This window comes from Lentzea flaviverrucosa, assembly GCF_003350445.1.
Taxonomy (GTDB): Bacteria; Actinomycetota; Actinomycetes; order Mycobacteriales; family Pseudonocardiaceae; genus Lentzea; species Lentzea californiensis.
The window spans coordinates 119,083-140,253 of the sequence record NZ_QQAU01000001.1; the positions used below are offsets into that span (position 1 = coordinate 119,083).

Annotated in this window: 25 protein-coding genes and 2 pseudogenes; 9 read left to right on the forward strand and 18 right to left on the reverse strand. The window is 68.7% G+C overall.

The window, feature by feature from the left end; all coding sequences use genetic code 11:
* Window positions 1-38: 38 nt before the first annotated feature.
* The 3 genes and pseudogenes from DFR72_RS00655 to DFR72_RS47665 form a co-directional block, all read left to right on the forward strand.
* Entirely contained in the window at window positions 39-647 is a 609-nt protein-coding gene (locus tag DFR72_RS00655; protein ID WP_090072879.1) for a TetR/AcrR family transcriptional regulator, read from the forward strand.
* The gene (locus DFR72_RS00660; RefSeq protein ID WP_090072877.1) at window positions 644-1,885 is read left to right on the forward strand and encodes a glycosyltransferase; all 1,242 of its coding nucleotides are present in this window, start codon (window positions 644-646) and stop codon (window positions 1,883-1,885) included. The genes DFR72_RS00655 and DFR72_RS00660 overlap by 4 nt, the downstream gene beginning before the upstream one ends.
* 62 nt (window positions 1,886-1,947) lie before the next feature.
* Window positions 1,948-2,076, forward strand: a pseudogene (locus DFR72_RS47665) (DUF6653 family protein); the annotation flags it as partial.
* 11 nt (window positions 2,077-2,087) lie between these two features.
* Here DFR72_RS47665 and DFR72_RS46145 read toward each other — a convergent pair.
* From DFR72_RS46145 to DFR72_RS45240, 10 genes and pseudogenes are all read right to left on the reverse strand, one after another.
* Window positions 2,088-2,363: a hypothetical protein gene (locus DFR72_RS46145; protein WP_090072875.1), complete on the reverse strand. Its 276-nt coding sequence runs from the start codon at window positions 2,361-2,363 to the stop codon at window positions 2,088-2,090.
* 222 nt (window positions 2,364-2,585) lie between these two features.
* Entirely contained in the window at window positions 2,586-2,945 is a 360-nt protein-coding gene (locus tag DFR72_RS46630) for an AAA family ATPase (protein ID WP_245982385.1), read from the reverse strand.
* 59 nt (window positions 2,946-3,004) lie between these two features.
* Window positions 3,005-3,151 (reverse strand): annotated as a pseudogene (locus DFR72_RS47820) (hypothetical protein); the annotation flags it as partial.
* Window positions 3,127-3,984, reverse strand: a complete 858-nt coding sequence (locus DFR72_RS00675) for an SAM-dependent methyltransferase (RefSeq protein ID WP_090072874.1) — start codon at window positions 3,982-3,984, stop codon at window positions 3,127-3,129. The pseudogene DFR72_RS47820 and the gene DFR72_RS00675, both read right to left, overlap by 25 nt.
* A 194-nt stretch (window positions 3,985-4,178) precedes the next feature.
* Window positions 4,179-4,517: a DUF1330 domain-containing protein gene (locus tag DFR72_RS00680; protein WP_245982386.1), complete on the reverse strand. Its 339-nt coding sequence runs from the start codon at window positions 4,515-4,517 to the stop codon at window positions 4,179-4,181.
* An 88-nt stretch (window positions 4,518-4,605) separates the two neighbouring features.
* Window positions 4,606-5,226 carry an NAD(P)-binding protein gene (locus DFR72_RS00685; protein WP_170176069.1) on the reverse strand — a complete coding sequence of 207 codons (621 nt, stop codon included), beginning with the start codon at window positions 5,224-5,226 and terminating at the stop codon, window positions 4,606-4,608.
* Between the two features lie 156 nt (window positions 5,227-5,382).
* On the reverse strand, window positions 5,383-5,595 hold the full coding sequence (locus DFR72_RS00690) for a hypothetical protein (protein ID WP_090072869.1): 213 nt from the start codon (window positions 5,593-5,595) through the stop codon (window positions 5,383-5,385).
* A gap of 126 nt (window positions 5,596-5,721) precedes the next feature.
* A complete protein-coding gene (locus DFR72_RS00695) occupies window positions 5,722-6,336 on the reverse strand; it encodes an NAD(P)-binding protein (RefSeq protein WP_090072865.1) in 615 nt (204 codons plus the stop codon).
* 169 nt (window positions 6,337-6,505) lie between these two features.
* On the reverse strand, window positions 6,506-7,300 hold the full coding sequence (locus DFR72_RS00700; RefSeq protein WP_211335250.1) for a DUF4142 domain-containing protein: 795 nt from the start codon (window positions 7,298-7,300) through the stop codon (window positions 6,506-6,508).
* A gap of 98 nt (window positions 7,301-7,398) precedes the next feature.
* Window positions 7,399-7,569 carry a hypothetical protein gene (locus DFR72_RS45240; protein ID WP_170176070.1) on the reverse strand — a complete coding sequence of 57 codons (171 nt, stop codon included), beginning with the start codon at window positions 7,567-7,569 and terminating at the stop codon, window positions 7,399-7,401.
* A 277-nt stretch (window positions 7,570-7,846) separates the two neighbouring features.
* On the opposite strand from DFR72_RS45240, the gene DFR72_RS00710 reads away from it, so the two are divergent.
* The 4 genes from DFR72_RS00710 to DFR72_RS00725 all read left to right on the forward strand — a co-directional run bounded on the left by DFR72_RS00710 (window position 7,847) and on the right by DFR72_RS00725 (window position 11,120).
* Complete coding sequence (locus DFR72_RS00710; protein WP_090072859.1) at window positions 7,847-8,530, forward strand: response regulator transcription factor; 684 nt, start codon at window positions 7,847-7,849, stop codon at window positions 8,528-8,530.
* Complete coding sequence (locus DFR72_RS00715) at window positions 8,530-9,894, forward strand: sensor histidine kinase (RefSeq protein ID WP_090072857.1); 1,365 nt, start codon at window positions 8,530-8,532, stop codon at window positions 9,892-9,894. Before DFR72_RS00710 ends, DFR72_RS00715 begins: the two co-directional genes overlap by 1 nt.
* Window positions 9,895-10,185: 291 nt before the next feature.
* Window positions 10,186-10,605, forward strand: coding sequence for an SRPBCC family protein (locus DFR72_RS00720; protein ID WP_170176071.1), 420 nt, complete (start codon window positions 10,186-10,188; stop codon window positions 10,603-10,605).
* 32 nt (window positions 10,606-10,637) lie between these two features.
* On the forward strand, window positions 10,638-11,120 hold the full coding sequence (locus DFR72_RS00725) for a MarR family winged helix-turn-helix transcriptional regulator (protein ID WP_090073098.1): 483 nt from the start codon (window positions 10,638-10,640) through the stop codon (window positions 11,118-11,120).
* Between the two features lie 164 nt (window positions 11,121-11,284).
* Here DFR72_RS00725 and DFR72_RS00730 read toward each other — a convergent pair whose 3' ends face one another.
* The 4 genes from DFR72_RS00730 to DFR72_RS45245 form a co-directional block, all read right to left on the reverse strand.
* Complete coding sequence (locus DFR72_RS00730; RefSeq protein WP_143086995.1) at window positions 11,285-11,767, reverse strand: ATP-binding protein; 483 nt, start codon at window positions 11,765-11,767, stop codon at window positions 11,285-11,287.
* 61 nt (window positions 11,768-11,828) lie between these two features.
* Window positions 11,829-13,427 (reverse strand): SulP family inorganic anion transporter, encoded by a 1,599-nt coding sequence (locus tag DFR72_RS00735; RefSeq protein ID WP_090072851.1) that lies wholly within the window; start codon window positions 13,425-13,427, stop codon window positions 11,829-11,831.
* Complete coding sequence (locus tag DFR72_RS00740) at window positions 13,424-13,756, reverse strand: ArsR/SmtB family transcription factor (protein WP_090072848.1); 333 nt, start codon at window positions 13,754-13,756, stop codon at window positions 13,424-13,426. The genes DFR72_RS00735 and DFR72_RS00740 overlap by 4 nt, the downstream gene beginning before the upstream one ends.
* Before the next feature lie 3 nt (window positions 13,757-13,759).
* Window positions 13,760-13,936, reverse strand: a complete 177-nt coding sequence (locus DFR72_RS45245) for a hypothetical protein (protein WP_170176072.1) — start codon at window positions 13,934-13,936, stop codon at window positions 13,760-13,762.
* 441 nt (window positions 13,937-14,377) lie between these two features.
* Between DFR72_RS45245 and DFR72_RS00745 the strand changes: the two genes are divergently transcribed.
* Entirely contained in the window at window positions 14,378-15,298 is a 921-nt protein-coding gene (locus tag DFR72_RS00745) for an ROK family protein (protein ID WP_090072845.1), read from the forward strand.
* Between the two features lie 19 nt (window positions 15,299-15,317).
* Window positions 15,318-16,088 (forward strand): DeoR/GlpR family DNA-binding transcription regulator, encoded by a 771-nt coding sequence (locus tag DFR72_RS00750; protein WP_090072843.1) that lies wholly within the window; start codon window positions 15,318-15,320, stop codon window positions 16,086-16,088.
* A 38-nt stretch (window positions 16,089-16,126) separates the two neighbouring features.
* On the opposite strand, the gene DFR72_RS00755 is transcribed toward DFR72_RS00750, so the two are convergent.
* The 4 genes from DFR72_RS00755 to DFR72_RS00770 all read right to left on the reverse strand — a co-directional run bounded on the left by DFR72_RS00755 (window position 16,127) and on the right by DFR72_RS00770 (window position 21,170).
* Entirely contained in the window at window positions 16,127-17,281 is a 1,155-nt protein-coding gene (locus DFR72_RS00755; RefSeq protein WP_211335251.1) for an ROK family transcriptional regulator, read from the reverse strand.
* Between the two features lie 82 nt (window positions 17,282-17,363).
* Window positions 17,364-18,863: a glycoside hydrolase family 36 protein gene (locus DFR72_RS00760; RefSeq protein ID WP_090072839.1), complete on the reverse strand. Its 1,500-nt coding sequence runs from the start codon at window positions 18,861-18,863 to the stop codon at window positions 17,364-17,366.
* A 31-nt stretch (window positions 18,864-18,894) separates the two neighbouring features.
* Window positions 18,895-20,235 carry an ABC transporter substrate-binding protein gene (locus tag DFR72_RS00765; protein ID WP_090072837.1) on the reverse strand — a complete coding sequence of 447 codons (1,341 nt, stop codon included), beginning with the start codon at window positions 20,233-20,235 and terminating at the stop codon, window positions 18,895-18,897.
* Window positions 20,236-20,264: 29 nt separating this feature from the next.
* Window positions 20,265-21,170 (reverse strand): carbohydrate ABC transporter permease, encoded by a 906-nt coding sequence (locus DFR72_RS00770; RefSeq protein WP_090072834.1) that lies wholly within the window; start codon window positions 21,168-21,170, stop codon window positions 20,265-20,267.
* Between the last annotated feature and the right edge of the window lies 1 nt (window position 21,171).

Sequence of the window (21,171 nt, forward strand, 5' to 3'; positions counted from 1 at the left end):
TCTCGACAAGCACTGAACATCTGTTCAATACTCTGAACATGCGTTCAGCCTCTGATCTGACGGCACGAGCACGCATCCGCGACGCGGCACTGGCCCGGTTCGGCACCGACGGCATCGCCGGAACCTCAGTCCGCGCGGTGGCCGCACAAGCCGGGGTCTCGCCGGCTCTGGTCGTGCACCACTTCGGTTCCAAGGAAGGACTGCGGCAGGCTTGCGACGACTACGTCCTCGACTCGATCCGCAGCGGCGGCGAGGCGTCCATCGAGGCCTTGGGCGAGATCTTGCAAGCGGCGACACCGGTCCGGCGGTACTTGGCGAGGGCGTTGCTCGATGACACGCCCGCGGCCGGTGCTTTGTTCGCCGAGATGGTCGAACGCACCGAGGCGTGGCTCGCGACCGGCGAACAGGAAGGCTGGGTGCGCGCTTCGGCGGACGCCAAGGCACGCGCGGTCACCTACGTGTCGTGGCTGCTGGCTCCGCTGGTGCTCGGCGACCAGGTGGGCCGCTTGCTGGGCGGTGACCCCGCCGAGACCGCGACGGCGGTGCGCGGAGCCCGTGCGGGCCTGGAGATGTTGACCCACGGCCTGTTCGCCGACGACCGCTGGCTCACGGCATTCACCGACATCGACGAGAGGACGAGGCCGTGAAGGTCTTGCTGGTCGCCCACGGCACACGCGGAGACGTGCAACCGTTGCTGGCGTTGGCGGTGGCGCTCAAGAAGGCGGGCCACGAGGCGCTGCTGGCCGCACCGGAATCGTTCGCTTCCAGCGTGTTGACGCAGGAAGTCGAGTTCGCACCGCTGGACAACGGCCCCAACAGGTTGCTGGAAGATCCGCTGATGGCGGAGGCGATCGAGGGCGGATATCGCGGCGTCCGCGGCAAGATCACCGCTCTCTCGACCATCAGGCGCATCAAGCCGTTGATGGCTGACGTGTTGCGCGACGTCGGGGTGGTCGCGAGATCCAGCGGCGCGGATCTCGTGGTGCACACGCCGAGCGTGCCCGCACAACACGCGGCGGAGATGCTCGGTGTTCCCGCGGTCCTCGCCGCGCTGCAACCCGGCTGGGTTCCGACGCCGGCGTTCCCATGCCCGATGGTGCCACTCCCCCGGCTGCCCCGGTTCCTCAACCGGGCGACCTACCTGATCGTGTCCGCGACCCTGCGCGCCTACTCCGGCATCGTCAACACGTGGCGCACCCATGACCTCGGCCTGCCACGCGGTCAGGGCCCCCGTCGGACCCACGTTCTGCAGGCGTTCAGCTCCCTCGTCACGGCCGTCGATCCCGCGTGGCCGGACTCGGTTCGCACCACCGGCTTCTGGTACCTGCCGCGTGAAGCGAGCTGGTCGCCGGACGCGACCCTGCAGGCGTTTCTGGATGCCGGACCGGCACCGGTCTACATCGGGTTCGGCAGCATGGCGGGACGCGACGCGCAGCGCACCGGTGACATCGTCGCCGAGGCGGCGCGGGCGACCGGAGTGCGCGCGATCGTCGCGACCGGGTGGGGCGGGCTCGCCGCGCACTCGTCGGACGATCTCCTGGTGATCGACCAGGTACCGCACGACTGGCTGTTCGGTCAGGTGCGCGCGGTGGTGCACCACGGCGGCGGAGGCACGACCGCGGCAGCACTCGCCGCGGGTGTGCCGCAGGTCGTGTGCCCGTTCGTCGCGGACCAACCACACTGGGCGCAGCGGATGCACGCGGTTGACGTCGCACCAGAACCCTTGCCGTACAAGAAGCTCGCCGCCGACACGTTGGCCGACGCGGTCACCCAAGCCCTGACACTGCGAAAGCCTGCAGAAGAGATGGGTGAGCAGATACGAGCCGAGAACGGCGTTGACGCGGCCGTGAACGAGCTGGAGAGGATCCACAACAGACGCGGCTGATCGCGTCGCCAAGACAGCGGCACGCCAAACCGTGGAGTGTGTGGATCGGGTGGTGGAGCCTCGTGCCGGTCGCGGCCGCCATCGTCTGGCTGTTCGTCAACCCGAGAGCATTTCCTCCGGTTCACGAACCACTTAGCTGGGCCGCTCGCGGCATCTACGGCGAACGCGCCTGGCTGGAGGACCGCGACCTCGTCCCACCGGATCATCGACGGATTCCGCTCCTGCTGGTCGCGCTGGTCGGCGCACTCGGCAACGCCAGCAGATCCTTCACGGTGTTCTGGCTGAACTCGCGGCCGAACAACCACACCGACACCATGCCGAACACCAGCATCCCGCCGACGGCCGTCGTCTGCGCGAGGAAACCCAGGTACGTCGGCCAGTCGGCATCGCGGCCGACCAGTGCGGCCTTGGTGCCGATCAGCCCGAGCGAACGAGCCCGGTCCGGGTCCTGCAGGATGAACCTGAACAGCCCGCCCACCGCCGCGGCGACGGTGAACGCGAGTGCGGTGATCCACGGGACGCGGGATCGGCGGCCTTGAGGATCTCGGTCGCCAGTACGTTGACCACGACTCCACCACCCGCAGGAAGTACGTCTCGAGATCGTCCTGTTCCACGACGAGCCGGGTCGGCGGACAACCCGCCTCCACCAGCACGGTGGCGACCGCGTCAGGTTGCTCGAGCGCTCCGTCGTCAGTCAGGGTCAGGTTGTCCGGCTCCGTCTACTCGGCCTGAAGCCTGCACCTTCCAGGGCTCGTTCAGCCGCGGCCCGGTCACGCGCCGACACGCTCAGCCGGCGACGTACGTGCGCGTCGAGTTCGCGAACGAGCCGGCCGCAGTGGATGACGCCGATGCGGGTTGCCAGCCGCGCGACCTCGGTCAGGATGTGGCTCGACAACACCACGCTCACACCGTGCTCCTGGCTCAACTCGTGCAGCAGGTCACGGATCTCCGCGACGCCGGCCGGGTCGAGGCCGTTCGCGGGCTCGTCGAGGACCAGCAGCTCCGGCCGGTGCAGCAGAGCCTTGGCCAGACCGAGCCGTTGTGCGTTGCCCAGCGACAACGTTCCCGCCCGCTGGTCGGTCGCACCATGCCGAGCAGCACGCGGATCGTAGTCGGGTTACCCGCCCCGTTGAGCCCGAGCAACGCATAGATCTCGCCCGCGTTGATGTGCAGGGAGACGTCGTCCACTGCCGCGACATCGCCGTAGCGCTTCGTCAGGCCACGGGCGTCGATCACCGGCGTCACTGGTCTGCGACCTTGACGCACCGCACCGTGCGCTCGATCTCCGACACGGGCAACGAACGCCCTGACGATGCGATGTAGCGCTCGGTGAACTCAGATGGGCCCAGCTGTTCGACCTCGGCCCACCCGTAGGGCGCGACGAACCCGGCGACCTCCTCGGGGAGGAGCCCGAACTTCCACACCCTGCGCTTCACGACGAACTCGCGGTACGCGGCCTCGCCGCCGAACAGCGCGGTGCCATCGAGGAAGTCCCTGCGCACGAACGTGAAAACGAGCTCGCTGCCCGTAGGTGCTTGAGCGAGGAAGCCGAACGCCGCACGCACAGCCTCTTCGGTCAGGTACTGGGTGACCGCCTCCCAGACGAAGAACGTCCGCAGTCCGGCGTCGTAGCCGTGTTCGGCGAGCACCTCATCGAGGCGCTGACTTTCGAAGTCGATCGGAACGAGGCTGAGGTTCGGCGGCACCTCACCGAAGATCGCACGCAACCGGCCGCGCTTGCTCTCGATGTTGGCAGGTAGGTCGACCTCGAACACCCGCTTCTGGCGGAGCCGGCAGCCGCGTGTGTCGAACCCGGCGCCCAGGACGACCACCGCCTCGGCATCGGTGGCAGCGAGCCGGTCGTCTATGTACCTCTTGCGGCACAACATGCCGGCCCACAGGCCGGGGATCTTCTTCTCCGTCGCCGCGACGAGTGCGCTCCGCACCGGGCGCCAGCGAGCCGCGGCCGCGGCCAAACGCCCGGAGGTGGGAAGAATGCGTGCTGCCAAGTCGTCTCGGACGACCGGATGAGGGTCGTGCTGGTCCGCTGCTGCGATGACCATCGGACCGATTGCCGTACCTGCGACCGCTTTGTCCATGGAAGCTCCTGCGCCCAGACGTCGTTGAACGACGCCGACCAGGCTTCCCGGCACACCTGCCGGCACTGTACCCGTACCGGGACTCGGGACGACTTCCCCGTCGACGGAATGGGTCCGGCGCCCGAGCATCTGAGTTCACTCACGCAGCGAACAGGTGATCGAGCACGCCGCCCGAACTCTCGGATGGACTCGGATCAGCTCCAGGGGATGGTGGCCTGGAGCACCGCCTCGGTCAACGCACCCGTGCGCAACCCCGTCACCTCCTGGTAGCCGGGGTCGGCCACCATGCGACTGAAGGCGGTCCGGTCCGGGTAGCGCACGATGATCACCGCGTCCCAGCTCTGCCCTTCCTCGGCCACCAGCACGGTGGAGCCGGCTCCGGCGTAGAGGATCTCGCCGCCGTAGCGGGGCAGGAACGTCTCGCGCAGATGACGCGCGTACTCCTGGTAGGATTCGGCACCGCCTTCGGCGAACCGCAGCAGGTTCAGCATCACCACAGGCCCGCCTGGGTCTTCGGCGAGCAGTCGCTTCAAGTCCGCACCACGTGGATCAACAGCCATGTGCACAGCATGCCGCGCAGCACCGCCGCCCGCATCGGTCGATCCACCCGTCACTGCGACCTCACGTGGTGACGGACCTGCTGCTCACCACGAGCAGCCTGTCGTCATCACGCAGCGCCGCCACCGCCGGATCCTCCGCCCAGATCCGCTGGCCGTGCCTCATGACGGCGAGCACCTGATGCCCACAGCCGAGTGGCGATCGACCGATCTCGTCCAGCGCCACCGCGCGTTCGGTCACGGTCCACTCGAGATCAGCAGACTCGACGCCGCGGTCCTGTGGCCGCGCCGCGCCGGGTACCCACTCGTAGACCTGACGGACGTCCACAACGTGATCGGCGCCCGCGTGTTCGATCAGCTCGTGAACTTCAGTGCTGCGAACAACGGTGATGATGGTGGCTGTTTCGTTGAGCGAACGCACGGCGGACGTGACCTGCACGGCCATGTCGTCGTCCGGAACCGCGACAACGACATGATCGGCGGTGTGCGCGCCGGCCAGCCACAAGGTGCGCAAGCGCCAGCAGGGACCGACCACCGCCGGCACACCTTCCAGCACAGCTTGCTCGGCCCGCACGGGATCCGAGTCGACCACCATGAAGCCGTTCGCGTAGCCATTTTCACGCAGCGCCGCGACGACGGCTCGACCGCGGACGCTGTAACCGATGAGCACGGTTCGCGAACTCACCGGATCCCCCATCGCGGACAGCCGTGCTCCCGGAGCAGTTTGGCGCGGACGCTCACCACGACCGGTTCGCGTCCGCCTCCCCATTGTGGCGGAAACCTGCACTGTGCAACCTTGCGAGGTCCTTTCGATGATGGCGTGTGCCGAGCAGTTCCTGGATCAACGGTCGCTGCGGACGATGAGGACCAGGCCCACGGCGAAGATCACAGCGATCACGGTCAACCCCGCCCAACCACCCCAGGAGGCCAAAGCCAGTACCGCCACTGGCACCACCACGAACAATCCGGCCAGAACCACTGGACGGAGGACACCGCTGGAGTCGAAGAGGAATCGGCGCATCACCACAGCCTGGCAAACGTCCTGGAAGGACATTCACGCGGGCCGACACGCAGCGCCGCAACTGCTGCTCCCCGGCAACGAAGTACCCTCTCGCACGAGGAGGCTCAACGGCCACTGAGCCCCGACGTGTTCGGCGGTTCCGCAAACGCTGGAGGGATGTCAGTCACCGACGGGTCCGCTGCTCAGCACGACCAGCTTGTCGTCGCCGCGCAACTCCCCGACCTCAGGATCCTCCGCCCAGATCCGTCGGCCTGCCCGCACGACGGCCAGCACGTCGTTGCCGCACTCGAGCGGCGAGCTGCCGACCTCGTCCTGCATCACCGGACGCTCCAGCACCGACCACTCCAGCTCCGGCAAGTGATCGCACACGAGGCTGTCCATCTCCAGCGCCCACTCGCCGACCCGGTCCGCGACCAGGACGTGATCGGCGCCGAGGTACCCGATGAGCTCCTGCAGTTGTGTGCTGTGGACCAGAGTGGTGATCGTGGCGGCCTCGTTCAGGCTGCGCACGACCGAGGTGATGCGCAAAGCCAAAGCGTCGTCGGTCACGGCGACGACGATGTGGTCCGACGCCTGCACGCCTGCCGACCACAGCACGTCCAGGCGCCAGCCTTCACCCGCCACGGCGCGCACACCGTCCACTCCGGCCTGCACGACGCGTTCGGGATCGGAGTCGACGATGGTGAAGTCCGTCGCATGCCCTCCGGCGAACAGCGTGCTCAGGACGACACGGCCGCGAGCGCTGTAGCCGATGAGCACGGCATGTGAGCGCATCCGACGTTCCCCATCTTGCGCGGGCGGGTGCCGGCCGATCCTGCCGGCCGGCACCCGGATCTCCCCGTGGTGGCCTGGCGCGGACGCCCGCCCCGATCGGAGACGTCCGCCCCGTCATTCTGATGGAGACCCGCACTGTGCAACCTTGCGAAGCACTTGCGATGTGACCTCATTCTCGCGACGAGCGCGAGCGGCGCGGACGTCCACCTGTCCACAGGTAGATCCCGCCCACGACAGCCACCATCACAAGGACACCGAGGATCGCGTCGGAGCCGCCACTTCCGTTCTCCTGAGCGATGTTCTGCGTCCTGGGCACGGTGGGCACCGCCGGGGGAACGGCGGGAACGGGCGCGGGACCGACCGGCGCGGCGGCGAGCGCGGCGAGCGGGATGGCCTCCGTGTCGGTGAAATCGACCATGCCGGTCGCTTCGAGGACCTGGATGTGGTCGAGCACCACCTCCATGCAGCGCTTGGCGAAGTCCCGGATCAGGGTGTTGCGGGTGCCGGTGCGGACGACCGCGAGGAACTTGTAGACGCCACCGTGTGCCGCGCGGAGGCGGTTGGCGAAGACCCGGTCGAACTCGGCGCTGCCGGCCGGGGCGTTGGTCATCTCCGCGATCCAACCCTTCTGGTCGGCGTTGGAATCGCTGGGCAGCGGGACGTTCAGCGTGCGTCCGAGCTCGAGGACCTTGGCGTCCAGTTCGGCGTGACCGCTGATCAGATGCCGGCCCGCCTCCTTGACGAGAGGGTTGGCGGACTTCTCCAGTCCCAGCCGGCCCGCGGGCCCTTCCCACAGTCCCGCCAGCCGAACCTTGACGAGCATGTCCCTGCCCGCGGGGCCCATGGGGCCGAACTGGGTCTGCGTGTACTCCGGCCCGAATTCGGGTTGGGCGGCCGCCTGCGGAGCCGCGAGCGAGCAGAGGATCGCGAGCGCCGTCACCACCTGGGCGAGACGTGTGAGCACGTGGATCTCCCTCCGCGTAGAGCGGCGATCGTGTGTACCGACACGGAGGGATACGGACGAAACGGACCGGCAAGATTATTGCATTGTGCAAACGTTATCTACTCGTTATCGGCGCAGATCGTGCAGTAGTGGGGCCCCAGCGGCCTGTCGGAGCCGGTCCACCCTGCCTGATCGGCCTGCAGCCACAGCAAGTCCCACGCGAACAGTCCCGTGGCGCTGGTGCGGCGCGAACGCCCGCACCCGTCGCACACCAGGATCGTCCCCGTCATTCCTTCGTCGGTGGTGGGCATGCCTGTCACGACTGGTAGAGCCTCTCATCATCCCGAGACAGACGCCGGCCGTCTCTCGTCGGCTGACGTCTGACCTTCCCCGGAAGCGCGCGGGCACGCGCCCACTACGGGCGATCCCCCGCGGCGCCAAGCATGCCTGACGCGTGCATTGTGCAACCTTACGAACTCCTTTCGAAGGCATACATATCCTGCGCGGTGCGGTCACCATGGCAACGTGGTAGAAGCAGCACTAGAAACCTACGAAGAAAAGCGGGACATGGATTTCTCCGTGCTGCTCGTGGACGACGACGAGCGCATCCGCCAGGCACTCGGCCTGGCCCTCGCGGACGAGGGCTTCGCCGTGGACGAGGCCGTCTCGGGCGAAGACGCGCTGAGCCGGCTCGACAACGGCTCCTTCGACGTCGTCCTGCTCGACCTCATGCTTCCCGGGGTGGACGGTCTGCAGGTCTGCAGGAGACTGCGCGCTCAGGGCGATCTGCCGATCATCATCGTGACGGCGCGCACCGACACGCCCGACGTCATCGCCGGGCTGGAAGCGGGTGCGGACGACTACGTGACCAAACCTCTGGTGGCGAGCGAGCTGGCCGCACGCATCCGAGCACTGTTGCGGCGCCGTGGCGGCACGCGGGAGAACCTCTCCTACCGCATCGAAGACTTGGAGATCTGGCCGGACGAAGGCGTCGTCAAACGCGGCGGCGAGGAGATCCGGTTGACGCGCACCGAGTTCCGCCTGCTCGCCGAACTGGCCGGTGCCGGCGGGCGCATCGTCACCAGGGAGCAGCTGTTGCAGCGGGTGTGGGGGTACGACTACTACGGCGACACCCGGCTGCTCGACGTGCACATCCGCAGACTGCGCACGAAGGTCGAGCACAACGCCGAAGACCCGGTGTTCGTGCTGACGGTCCGCGGTTCCGGTTACAAGATCGGCCCGCCGAGGTGATGGTGCCCCGCCTCTCCCTGCGCTGGCGGGTGGCGGCCGCGTTCGGCCTCGGTTCTGTGCTCGTGACCAGTCTGCTGGCCATCGCGACGTGGAACCTCGCGTCGGACTACATGCTCCGGCAACGCGTGCAGGCCACGACTCGTCAGGCAGAGGTCAACCTGCGCTTGGTCGAGGAGGCCGTGCGCTCCAATTCGGACGGTCTGACCGAACTGCTGACCGGTCTCACCACCAACCCGGATTCGACGATCATGCTCTTCCGCGGGGACGAGGTGCTGACGAGCGGACGGCAGGTCGATCCCGCTGTCGTTCCTCCCCAGCTGATCGTGATGGCACGCGACGGCACACCCGCGAGGCAACGCCTCCGTGCCGACGGCATCCCGGTGATCGCGGTGGCCCAGTCGCTGGCCGACGGGCAGGGCGTCTACGTCGAACTCTTCCAGCTCGTCCAGCTCGACCGCACCTTCCGCTTCCTCAGCGGCCTGCTGATCGCCGGAACGGTGCTCAGCGGCATGCTCGGTGTCGGACTCGGTTCGTGGGCCAGCAGACGCGCGTTGAGACCGTTGACCGAACTGACCGACGCCGCGTCACGCATCGCCGGCGGCGATCTGAAAGCACGCCTGCCCAGCCAGCGCGATCCCGATCTCGGGCCACTGGCCAGCACGTTCAACACGACTGCCGACGCGTTGGAGCAACGTGTGCTGCGCGATGCCCGGTTCGCGGGCGACGTCAGCCACGAACTCCGCTCGCCCCTCACGACGATGGTCAACGCCGCCGCGGTGCTCCGGCGCCGGCAGGCGGAGTTGCCCGGCACGGCAGGCAAGGCACTCGGGCTGCTCACGTCCGAGGTAGACAGGTTCGCCCGCATGGTGGTCGACCTGATGGAGATCAGCCGAGCCGACCAGGACGGCGACAAGGCCGACTTCGAACCGCTCGACGTCGGTGGCCTCGTGCACGGCGCTGCGGGTCTGCGGCTGGGCCAGGACGTCGAGATCGTCGTCGAGCCGCCGCCGCCACTGGTGCTCGGCGACCGGCGCAGGCTCGACCGTGTCATCGGCAACCTCATCGAGAACGCCGAGCAGCACGCCGGAGGCGCTGTCCGGCTGGCCGTGCTCCACCAGGACGGCAACATCCGGCTCGAGGTCGATGACGCGGGACCCGGCGTGCCTCGTGACATGAGGAGCCAGGTGTTCGAACGATTCACCCGTGGCGCCAGAGCCGGCAGCCGGGGTGCCGACACCGGCAGCGGCCTCGGCCTGGCGCTCGTCGCCGAACACGTCCGCCGCCATCACGGCGAGGTGTGGGTCGAGGACCGCCCTGGCGGTGGAGCGCGATTCGTCGTGGAGCTTCCGGAGGCCTTCGCATGAGGATCTTGTTGGTCGCCGCCGCATGCCTTCTGACCGCCGCGTGTGGAGTGTCCACACAGGATGAACCGGAACCGCTGGGCACCACGACCACGCACAACGAGGCGCCTACGCCAGTGGTGACGCAACGGCGCCATTCGACGCCGGCGACCACGTCAACCACCTTGAGCACGCCTGCCGCCTCGACGGCGCTCACTCCGTCACCCGGCGCGACAGGCGATCGTTAGACACTCGTCAGGCGCAGCGGCCGGAAAGCCGTACAGGATGGACGGAATCCGCCGGAAGGACTCCGTTTTGAGCCGAAGCCGATCCATGCCCGCCGACGCGGACGCAGTCTTCGACGTTCTCTCCGATCTCGACAACATGACCGCCTGGCTGCCCGACTCCATCGAGGTCGAGTTGTCCGGACCCAACCTCATCCGACTGTGGTTGCCGGGCCTGCACGCTGATGTCGACGTCGAGCGGCAGGTCGTCATCGACTGGGAACGGTTGCGCATCAGCTGGGGCAGCGAAACCACGACGAGTTGCAACGGCACCCTCCAGGTCCTCCGGCTGACCGCAGGCCGCAGCGCGGTGTCCGTGCGCCTGACCGGTCCGCCCGGAGCGTCGCGGAACACGGTCGACACCTGGGTCGAGTCAGCTCTCGACGCCCTCGAATCCGTCGTAGCTGCCGAATGCCGTACAAAACAGGCAGTGCACCAACCTGCTCTGTGATCACAGCACCGAAGTTGCGGTACAACAGTCGCATGACCCGGTCCAAGGTCGGCGCGAACGACGTCGACGCGCTCACCGACGCCGTGCTCACAGCTTCGCGCCTGCTGGTCGCCGTGTCCGCCCGCTCGCTCGCGGCGTTCGAGGAGACCCTGACCCTGCCGCAGTTCCGGATGCTCGTGGTCCTGGACAGCCGGGGAGCGATGAAGCTCAGTTCGTTGGCCGAACTGCTGGACGTCAACCCGTCCACCGTGACCCGCATGGTCGACCGCCTCGTGACGACCGGGATGGTCGCTCGTCAGTCGAACCCGGCAACACGCCGTGAGGTCGTGACCGAACTGACCGATGAGGGCCGCCGGGTCGTGCGCGGCGTGACACGGCGGCGGCGTGCGGCGATCGGGAAGATCGTCGCGAGGATGCCCGCGGATGAACGCCGAGGACTCGTCGATGCGCTGACCGCCTTCACCGAGGCAGGCGGCGAGCCCACCGTGACCACCGCTGATCTCGGCTGGATCTGACCGGAGTCAGCCCAGCCACCTCCCGCGTCGACTGCGACGACCAGCGCGACAGCGTCCAGTACGGCCGGGATTCCGCCGAGGAGCAGGAACTGCCTGCCGTCGTCAGCCTTCAGAACCAGACAGCTCGGCTCGACACCGCTCTGACGCATCCGTCGCGGCTCCGGTCAGCGCGGTTCGCACTTCAACTCGGCCCACACGGTCTTGAAGTCGTTTCCGGGTACGACACCCCAGGCCGTTGCCAACTCGTCGACCAGCACCATTCCTCTGCCGCGAAACCCACCTGACCGAGAGCGGCCCAGAACCGGCAACCGTTCCGCAGCATCATCGACCTCGCACCGCACCACGTACGGCCGCGGAGTCACGGTCAAACGCATCAACCGGGGAGCCTCGCCGTGGTCGAAGGCGTTGCTCACCAGCTCGGTGACCACGAGCAACACGTCCTCGAGATCATCGTTCGAGATGTGCCGCAGAACATCGCGGGTCAGATGGCGAACCCCGGCCACGTTGCCGACGTGGTCGTCGAGGTCGACGCTGCAGGTTCTCGGGGTGCCGCCTGGCCGGCCGGCAGACGACACGAAGCCCCCACACATCCTCGAAATGACAACACGGCCGATGCTTTGCCGCCATTTTCGCAAGGCCGCTGTCAAAACATGAGCCTTCTGACTCGCCCGAACCTTGCGGGTTGCTTACTTCGTCGCGCAGAGTTCGTCACGGCAGCGTCCCGTTGCGGCGCAGATGGTCTCGTGCGTACTCGATGGCTTCTGGCGTGCTGGCGAACGCCGGTACCGCGTGCACCTCCAGCTGGCGGCGGTGCTCGTCGCGCACGCCGGAGAGCAGCACGGTGACTCCCCTGCGCTCCAGCCTCTCGACGGCGTCACGCAGGACCAGCACTCCAGTGCCATCCATTGTGGACACATGTGACATGCGCAGGATCACCACGGAGACCGCCGTGATCTCGGTGAGCTCCAGCAGGAAGCGGTGTGCCGCGGCGAAGAACAGCGGTCCGTCCAGGCGGTAGGCGACGATGTGCTGGGCGAGCAGTTCGTGCTCCTCCAGCGTGTGGTCGCCGGGCTCCAGTGGCTCCTCGTCGATGCGTGCCGATCTGGCGACGGCGCGCAGTGCCAGCGCTCCCGCCACGACCAGGCCGACGATCACGGCGGTGATGAGGTCGAGCGCCAGGGTGGCGATCGCGGTGAGGGCGAGCACCACCGCGTCGGAGCGGTTCGCGCGCATCAGCACCCGCACCGAACCGACCTCGACCATCCGCACCGCGGTGGCGAGCAGAACACCGGCCAGCACGGCCAGCGGGATGCGCCCGACCACGGGGGCCGCGACCAGCATGATGGCGGCGAGCGTCACCGCGTGCACCAGTGCCGCGAGCCGCGAGCTCGCACCGGACCGGACGTTGACCGCGGTCCTGGCGATGGCCGCGGTCGCGGGCACGCCGCCGAACATCGGCGTGATGACGTTGGCGATGCCCTGGCCGAAGAGCTCGCGGTCCGGGTCGTGCCGCTGGTTCACGCTCATGCCGTCGGCGACCGTCGCGGACAGCAGGCTCTCCAGCGCGGCGAGCGCGGCCACCGCGACCGCCGACGGCAGCAGCGACCACAGCGCACCCCAGTCCAGGAAGGACAGCGACGGCGCCGGCAGCAACGCGGGCAACGCGCCGATTCGCGGCACGGGCAGGGACCAGATCTCCGCGACCACCGTGCCCGCCGCGACGGCCAGCAGCGAGAACGGGATCGCCGGTTTCCAGCGCGCGCCGAAGAGCATGATCACGACGACCCCGGCCGCGAGGGCGACTGCGGGCAGAGCAGGGCCGGAGCCGAACGCGTGGACGGCGTTCACCACGACGTTGTGCCCGTCGGGGGTGGGCACGCCGAGTGCAGCGGGGATCTGTTGCAGTGCGATGACCGCGGCGATGCCGATGGTGAAGCCCTCGACCACGGGAGCGGGCACGTAGCGCATGTAGCGCCCGGCTCTGGCCGCGGCCAGTGCGAGGAGCAGCACGCCCGCGAGCAGACCGACGGTCAGCACGCCGCCCGGCCCGAACGCCGCGACGATCGGTACCAGCACCACCGTCATCGCGCCGGTGGGACCGGACACCTGCAGGCTGGAGCCGCCGAAGACCGCGGCCAAAGTGCCGGCCACGATCGCGGTGGCCAGCCCGGCGGCGGCGCCGAGTCCTGACGCCACACCGAATCCCAGCGCCAGCGGCAACGCCACCACCGCGACCGTCAGACCCGCGACGACATCTCTCGGCTTCGCGGCCGACCAGTCCGCCTTCGCGGGCAGGAATGCTCTCACGCGCTGTCCTCGCGCAGCTGCGCGAGCAGCTCGTTCTGCCCGACCAGCAACTCGGTGAGGATCCTCCTGGCCGCCTTCATCAGATCGGCCACGTCCGCACCCGCGAGCGCGTACACCACCGTCGAGCCCTCGCGGGTCGCGGTCACGATGCCGGACCTGCGCAACACGGCCAGCTGCGCGGAGAGGTTGGACGCCTCGACCTCGATCTCGGCGAGCAGGTCCCGCACCGCCTTCGGGCCGTCCTGCAACAGCTCCAGCACCCGGATGCGCACGGGATGGCCGAGCATCCGGAAGAACTCCGCCTTCGCCTGGTACAGCGGAACCGGCACCGCTCAGCCCTCCTCGTGGGCGCCGACCGCCACGCCGTGCTCAGCGGCCAGGCGCCGCAGGTTGGCCAGATCGGCGCCGTGCACCTCCGCCGCGTACTCGTCCTGCTGCTCCACCGCTCGCCGCACTGCTCGTTCCGCCTGCTCGACGCGGAGGAGCAGGCTGTCCTCGAACTCGTTCACGGGACCACAACCTGTCGAATTGAAGAATTCTTCAATTCGACACTCTACAACTCCGTCCGACCAAGCAGAACTATCCGGCCAGCGAGACGAGGAGCACGATCGTCGAGGGGAAGCTGAGCGCCGGGTGGGCGCGGTCGAGGCGCTCCCGGCGCCCTTCGGCCGGGAACCGGGAGCGGACGTGGTGCCGGCCGTCGACGTGCAGATCGGGCGGACTTGACCCGCCGGGCGGCTCGGCGGGCGGCTCGGCGATTCCTCATTTCCTCGAACACGGCCGTCCTCCCGCTCATCGGCCCGGTTCTGCGGCGCAGGCGAGGTCCTGCGCCGGGCGTTGACCGGCGGTACTGCCCGTCCGCACACCGCCCGCTGACGAAGGCCACAGGCCGCCTGTGACGACGTGTCCTTGATTGAAAGATGTGCGCAGCTGCATACTCGACCCCTTAAATGAACATCTTCGATCAGATCGGGGACTCCGTGCCTGTGCTCGGCGTGGACGTCGGCGGCACTGCCATCAAAGCGGTGCTGGTCGATGAGGCGGGCACCGTGCTCGAGACGAGGTCACGTCCGACACCTGGGCGTGGCCCCTCGGTCGTACCGGAAGTCCTCGACGTGGTGGGCCAGCTCGCCGAGGAACTGCCGTCCGACCAGGTGGGCGTCGCGGTGCCCGGCATCGTGGACGAACGGCGTGGCATCGGCGTGTTCTCGGAGAACCTGGGCTGGCGTGACGTGCCCTTCGCCGACCTGCTCAGCGATCGCCTCGGCCGGCCTGTCGCGTTCACCCACGACGTGCGTGCCGGCGCGCTGGCCGAGAACCAGCTCGGCGGCGGTCGTGGTGCGCGCACGATGCTGTTCATCCCGATCGGTACTGGCATCGCCTCCGCTCTGGTGACCGACGGCCACGTGCACGATGCCGACGGGTACGCCGGCGAACTGGGTCACGTCGACGTCGGTCACGGCGAGCCCTGCCTGTGCGGGGGCACCGGGTGTCTGGAGGCCGTCGCCTCCGCAGCGGCCATCGCCCGCCGCTACACAACCCTGACCGGCAGGGAGATCCGAGGCGCTGTCGAGGTCGCGCGCCGGGTCGAGGCGGGCGAACCCGAGGCGGTCACCGTGTGGGAGGACGCCGTCGAGGGCCTGGTCACGGCACTGGCCTGGACGGCGAGCGTGCTCGCTCCCGAGGTCGTGGTGGTGGGAGGTGGCCTGTCCGGCGCGAACCGGCTGCTGCTCGAGCCACTCGCCAGAGGCCTGTCGGCTCGCTTGAAGTTCCAACGCGAACCGCGGCTGGTTCGCGCGACGCTCGGCGGCCTGGCGGGCTGCCGAGGTGCGGCGCTGGCCGCGATCACCCGTCACCGAGTAGCGCAATGATGTCCGCTCGGAGGTCGCGATGAACAGGTATGAGCGGCTGAACGCGCTGTTGGAGATCCTCGGCGAGCGGGGGCGCGTCGAGGTGGATGAGATCTCGGAGCGGTTGGAGGTCTCGGCTGCGACGATCCGCCGGGACCTGGACCACCTCGCCGAACAGCAACTGCTGACCCGGACCCGTGGCGGCGCGGTGACCCACGCAGTCGCTTACCACCTCCCGATGCGCTACAAGACGGTGCGGCACGCGGAGGAGAAGCAGCGGATCGCGCGGGCGGCCGCGGACATGGTGTGGCCCGGCGCGGTGGTCGGGCTGAACGGCGGGACGACGACGACCGAGGTCGCACGAACGCTCGTCATGCGGTCAGAGGGCGATGCCGTGATCACGGTGGTGACCAACGCGTTGAACATCGCCAACGAGCTTTCGGTGCGTCCTCAGGTGAAGCTCGTCGTCACCGGCGGCGTGGCGCGGGCGCAGTCCTACGAGCTGATGTCCTCGTTGGCGGAGAAGATCCTCAACGAACTGAGCCTCGACATCACCTTTCTGGGCGTGGACGCGATCGACGCGGTCGCGGGCGTCTCAGCGCACCACGAAGGCGAGGCCGCGATCAACAGGCTGCTGGCCCAGCGGGCGGGCAAGGTCGTGGTCGTGGCGGACTCCTCCAAGATCGGGGCGCGGGCGTTCGCCTCGATCTGCGCGACGCCGGAGGTCGACGTGCTGATCACCGACACCGGTGCCGGGGATGACGACGTCAAGCGGTTCCGTGAGCGCGGGGTCCAGGTGGTACAGGTCTGAGCGGACACCCCGATGTTCACTGTGGACGGTCCGGTGCGTCAGGAGAACTGGGGTGCGACCGGCGCGGCGAGCTGACTGCTGAGCAGTGTGTTGTCGACCTGGTCCAGGGCCAGTCGCAGCGCCCCCAGTGCGACGCCTTCGTCGCTGAGCGTGGAAGCGCGCAGTTCCGGCACGCGCAGGCAGTGCTTGGCGAGTTCGCGGCGCAACGGGTCGAGGACCAGGTCGGCGGAACGGGAGAACCCGCCGCCGTACACGACTATCTGCGGGTCGAGGGTGAGCACGAGCGCGGCGACGCCGACGGCGAGGTCGCGGATGTAGCGCTGGACGGCGGTCTTCGCCGCGCTGTCGCCCTCCCGCGCGGCCTGGAACACCCAGGCTGCCGCCTCGCCGGGTTTGGCGCCCGAGGGCGCCCCGGGGTAGGCCGTGAGGTGATCCGGTGCGTTGAGCCACCGCACGGCCTTGAGTGCTCCTATTTCTCCGGCCACGCCGCCGTGACCGCGGCGAAGGGTGCCGTCGATGATGAGGCCTGCGCCGGTGCGCAGACCGGCGAGCAGGTAGACGATGTCGTCGGCGTCCTGGGCGACGCCCTTCCAGCGTTCGGCGACCGCGGCGAGCTTGCAGTCGTTCTCCACCCGGATCGGGCAGGTGAACCGTGTGCGCAGATGAGCGACGGGATCGGCCTCGCACCAGCCCGGCAAGGGGGTGGAGACGATGGTGCGCCCGTTCTCGTCGACCGGGCCGGTCACTCCCACGGTGATCGCCCAGATGTCGGGAGCCGCCATGCCGGCCTCGTGCAGCACGTCGTCGATGGTCTGGTCGACCGCCGCGAGCCGCTCGCCCGGACCGGCCTGCGGGTCGGCCGGGCGGCGCAGCGACTGGACCAGGTTCCCCTCCAGGTCGCAGAGCATGACGAGGATCTTGTGCACGCCGATGTCGATGCCGAGCACGTGTCCGGCCTTGGCGCGGAAGCGGTAGCGCCGGGCGGGACGTCCCACCGTGCTGCTGGCCCCCGGTTCCTCGACCTCCGCCCAGCCGTCGGCCACCAGCTGTTGCACGAGCACGTCCGCGGCGGGCCGGGACAGGCCGGTCCGGCCCGCGAGCTCGGTGACGGTCGAGGGCGCGGTGCCGCGCAGGGCCCACAGGACGGACAGCTGGTTCAGCTCCCGCATCCGGGACAGGTCTGTTCCGCTCATCGCCATGCTGTGCCCCTCTGGAAAGCGCGTACCACCTCTGAATAATGCTACGCAGTTTACTAAGTCCGGTCGCGCGCCGGGCTCAGGAGATCGGATACGCCTGTCCCACGCCCGGGTCGACCGCCGGGGTGAAGTCCACCTCACGACCGTCGAGCGAGAACCGGTAGCGACCCAGCCTGCGGATGTCGGGCCGGTGGCCGAGGTAGTGGGTCATCGCCTCCAGTTCGTCGGGGCGCAACCAGCCGGGTGGATCCGAGATCGCCCGGAAGCCGCAGATGTCGGCCAGGTCGCGAAGCCAGCTCTGCTGCCGGCCGGTGAGCAGGTTGAGGCGGCTGCGGAAGTACACGACGTCCGGGTCGACTTCGAGCAGGGGCGCGTGCCACAGGCGGTGCAGGGTGTTGACGACGGCGTTGCGGGCCAGGGCGTCGGAAGGGTCCTGCGTGGCGTAGTGGTCCCACATCGGGGCGACGTCGGGGCCGCTGCGCAGCCCGTCGATCAGACCGAGGGACGGCAGCAGCGGCGCGCCACTGCCCAGCAGGTAGGCATCCTGCCCCGCTGCTTCCCGGATCGCGCGCAGGCCGGTCTGGTACGCCTCTTCGCGGTCCACGTCGGCGGAGCGGGATCCTGGCGTGGTGCCGGCCTGGAGGAAGTCGAGCTTGAGGTAGGTGAACCCCCACTCGTGGGTGACGCGGTGGATGGTCTCCCGCAGGTGTTCCTGCGCCGAGCGCAGTGTGAGGTCGAGCGTCCAGTACCCGGTCCCCCAGTTGTGGCCCGCCACGACCGGTGCTCCGCCGTCGTCGCGCAGCAGGAGTTCCGGCCGCTTGCGCGCGGTCTGGGAGTCGGGGTGGACGATGAACGGGGCGAGCCACAGACCGGGACGCAGCCCCGCGTCCGTGATCCGGTCGGCCAGTGCCCGCATCCCGGCGGGGAACTTGCTGTTGGCGTGCCAGTCGCCCACCTGTTCCTCCCACCCGTCATCGATCTGGGCGACGTCGAAGGGCAGGCCCCGCAGCGCGGTGACGTCCTCGGCGAGCTGGTCCTCGGTGATGTTCTCGTAGTAGGCGTACCAACTGCACCACACGTTGCCGGCCCGCTTGGTGCTGCGACCCAGGCGTGCGCCGAGCTGCTCCGAGTAGGCGGCGAAGACCTCGTCCTCGTCGCCGTACGCAAGAAACCACGGGGCCCCGCCCGACTCGTACCAGCCGACGAGGGTGTCCCGATCGGCGGCGAGCCGGGGTACGCCCAGACCCAGTGCTCCGAGGAGCAGAACCCGACCGTCCGGTCCTTCCAGGGCCGCGACCGCCGAGGAGTGGTGCCGGCTCGGGTCGTCCCAGGTGGTGTCGTCGGCCGTGAGGCGGCGCTGCGCACTGGCGATGCGCAGGGGCACGTCGGAGAGGCGGCGCCATCCGCAGGGACTCCAGGAGTTGTGTCCGTGGCGGTAGAAGAGCGCGTCGCCGAGTCCGTGCAGGAGCGCGACTCGTCCGGGTGGCAGCAGCAGTCCTCCGTTGACGAGCCGCGGAATGGCGCTGCCCTCGAGCTCGGCGCCGAACGTGCGGCCGCCGACGGTCAGGAATTGGGCCATGGGTGTCCTCGCATGAGATGGAGCAGACGGGCTACTTGAAGAGGGCGTTGACCTTGTCGTTCAGATCCTTCAGCCCCTCGTCGGCCTTGGCGTCGCCGAGGACGACGGACTGGATGGCGTCCTGGACCATCAGGTTGAGCTCGGTGCCGTGCTCCGTGATGGGCAGCAGGAAGGTGTTCTCGGCGGCGCCGGTGAACGCTCGCACGTCACGGCCCTGGGCCTGGTGTGCCGCATCCGCCTTCGCGCTCGCACTGGTGATGGCGGGGAACACCACGGCACGTCGGGCGACGCGGTCCTGGCAGTCGGACGAGCCCAGGAACTTGACCCACTTCCAGGCCTGCTCCGGATGCTCGCTCCCGGCCCAGATGGCGTCGGACAGGCCGTTGATGGGGCTCTTGCGTCCCGACGGTCCAACCGGCAGCGGCTTGAAGGCGAACTTCTGCTTCACCTTGGCGTCGGTGAAGGTGAGGATGGTCCACGAGCCGGTGAAGGAGATCGCGCCCTTGCCCGCGAGGAGAAGCTCCGAGTTGGCGACGCTGGACTGCTTGTCGAGACGGGGCGCGTACCCCTTGTCGATGAGGCGCTTGAACCAGGTGATGGTCTCGGCCAGCTTGGGGTCGCCGTACCTGTACTGGGTGCCCCAGGGGTTCTTGTCGAGGTAGCTGAACCCGTTGGCCGCGGCGAGGATGCCCCAGCCGTTCTGTCCGTTGCCGCCGTCGGCCCACTCGGGGAGGAACCCGTAGACCTGGACGTCGTCCTTGTCGAACGCGGGGTCGAGACCGTTGCGGCCGGCGGCGTCGACGGTGGCCTTGGCGATCACCTGCTCGAACGTGCCGCCGTCGGCCGGGTTCCAGGTGAGGTCCTCCAGCTGCGCCGGGTCGACGCCCTGCTTGCCGAGCGCTTCGGTGTTGACCACCAGCGCCATCGTGTCCCAGTCCTTCGGCAGTCCGTAGCGCTTGCCGTCCTTGACCCACACGTCGCTCAGGCCCTGCTGGTAGGCGGTCAGGTCGACCTTGTCGCGCTGGACGAACGGTTCCACGTCCAGGAGCTGGTTCTGGGTGGCGAACTGCGGGTAGTAGGTGCTCTGGTTGGTCCACACGTCGGGGGCTTCGCCCGAGGCGAGCTGGGTGGTGAGGTTCTGCCAGTACTGGTTCCAGGCCGTCTGCGAGATCTTGACGGTGATGTCCGGGTTGGCGGCGTGGAACGCGTCGGCGCACTCCTGGTAGGCGGCCAGCTGCCGGTCGTCCCACAGCCAGTAGTCCAGGGTCGTCGCGCCCCCGGCGCTGTCACCGGAACTCCCGCACGCGGCGAGCGGGACGGTGAGGGCAAGGCTGAGCAGGAAAGCGCCTGTGCGCCGTCGTGTGGATCGCATGACTTGTCTGCCTCTCGGGCCGGTCCGGCTCACTTGATGCCGGTGAAGTTGAGGGACTCGACCAGGCGGCGGCCGAGGAAGATCAGCAGTACGAGCACGGGCAGCACGGTCAGGGTCGAACCGGCCATCAGCCCGGTCCAGTCGGGCTGGGTGTTGGGAGACTGCTGCAGGAAGATGCCGAGCGCGACGGTCAGCACCCTGGTCTCCTCGTCACGTCCGGTCAGCAACGGCCACAGGTAGTCCTTCCAGGCCCACACCGCGGTGGTCAGCCCGATGGTGAGCAACGGGCCACGGCTCATCGGCAGCACGACGCGCCAGAACATGCCCCAGCCGCCCACACCGTCCAATGTGGCCGCTTCCTCGATCTCGCGGGGGATCGACAGGAAGAACTGGCGCAGGAAGAACACCGCGAACGGGGTCATGAGCACGGTCGGGGCGACCATGCCCGCGAAGGTGTTCAGCCAGCCGAGGTTCTTCACGAGCACGAAGTTCGGCAGCAGGGTGAAGATCGGCGGCACCATGAGCGCCGCGACCAGCGCACCGAAAACCAGGTCCCTGCCGGGAAAGCGGAGCCGGGCGAAGGCGTAGCCGGCCATCGCGCAGCACAGCGTCTGCACGACCGTGACCAGTCCGCAGTAGACGAACGAGTTGAGCAGGTAGCGCAGGAAGTCGACCTTGGCCCCGGACCCGCCGGCCTCCCGCGACTCCTGCAGGCTCGTCAGCCCGAGCACCCGGAGAAAGTTGATCATCGTGGGGTTCTCCGGCAGCAGGCCGACGCCGTCCGAGTACAGGTCCGCCGCAGGGGTGAGCGCGGTGCGCACCATCCAGTAGAACGGGAAGACCGTGGCCACCGCGGCCACGGCCAGCAGTGCCCAGGCAGCGATCCGGCCCCACGGGAGCTGAGCCGGCGGGATCCGGGTGCGAGCGGGTGTCATG

Coding starts and splice junctions, on each gene's coding strand:
- DFR72_RS00725 (WP_090073098.1), top strand. CDS start 10,638: ATGACCCGGTCCAAGGTCGGCGCGAACGACGTCGACGCGCTCACCGAC.
- DFR72_RS00695 (WP_090072865.1), bottom strand. CDS start 6,336: ATGCGCTCACATGCCGTGCTCATCGGCTACAGCGCTCGCGGCCGTGTC.
- DFR72_RS00765 (WP_090072837.1), bottom strand. CDS start 20,235: ATGCGATCCACACGACGGCGCACAGGCGCTTTCCTGCTCAGCCTTGCC.
- DFR72_RS45240 (WP_170176070.1), bottom strand. CDS start 7,569: ATGACGGGGACGATCCTGGTGTGCGACGGGTGCGGGCGTTCGCGCCGC.
- DFR72_RS00750 (WP_090072843.1), top strand. CDS start 15,318: ATGAACAGGTATGAGCGGCTGAACGCGCTGTTGGAGATCCTCGGCGAG.
- DFR72_RS00745 (WP_090072845.1), top strand. CDS start 14,378: ATGAACATCTTCGATCAGATCGGGGACTCCGTGCCTGTGCTCGGCGTG.
- DFR72_RS00655 (WP_090072879.1), top strand. CDS start 39: ATGCGTTCAGCCTCTGATCTGACGGCACGAGCACGCATCCGCGACGCG.
- DFR72_RS00715 (WP_090072857.1), top strand. CDS start 8,530: ATGGTGCCCCGCCTCTCCCTGCGCTGGCGGGTGGCGGCCGCGTTCGGC.
- DFR72_RS00690 (WP_090072869.1), bottom strand. CDS start 5,595: ATGTCCTTCCAGGACGTTTGCCAGGCTGTGGTGATGCGCCGATTCCTC.
- DFR72_RS00710 (WP_090072859.1), top strand. CDS start 7,847: ATGGATTTCTCCGTGCTGCTCGTGGACGACGACGAGCGCATCCGCCAG.
- DFR72_RS00755 (WP_211335251.1), bottom strand. CDS start 17,281: ATGAGCGGAACAGACCTGTCCCGGATGCGGGAGCTGAACCAGCTGTCC.
- DFR72_RS00770 (WP_090072834.1), bottom strand. CDS start 21,170: ATGACACCCGCTCGCACCCGGATCCCGCCGGCTCAGCTCCCGTGGGGC.
- DFR72_RS00675 (WP_090072874.1), bottom strand. CDS start 3,984: ATGGACAAAGCGGTCGCAGGTACGGCAATCGGTCCGATGGTCATCGCA.
- DFR72_RS00760 (WP_090072839.1), bottom strand. CDS start 18,863: ATGGCCCAATTCCTGACCGTCGGCGGCCGCACGTTCGGCGCCGAGCTC.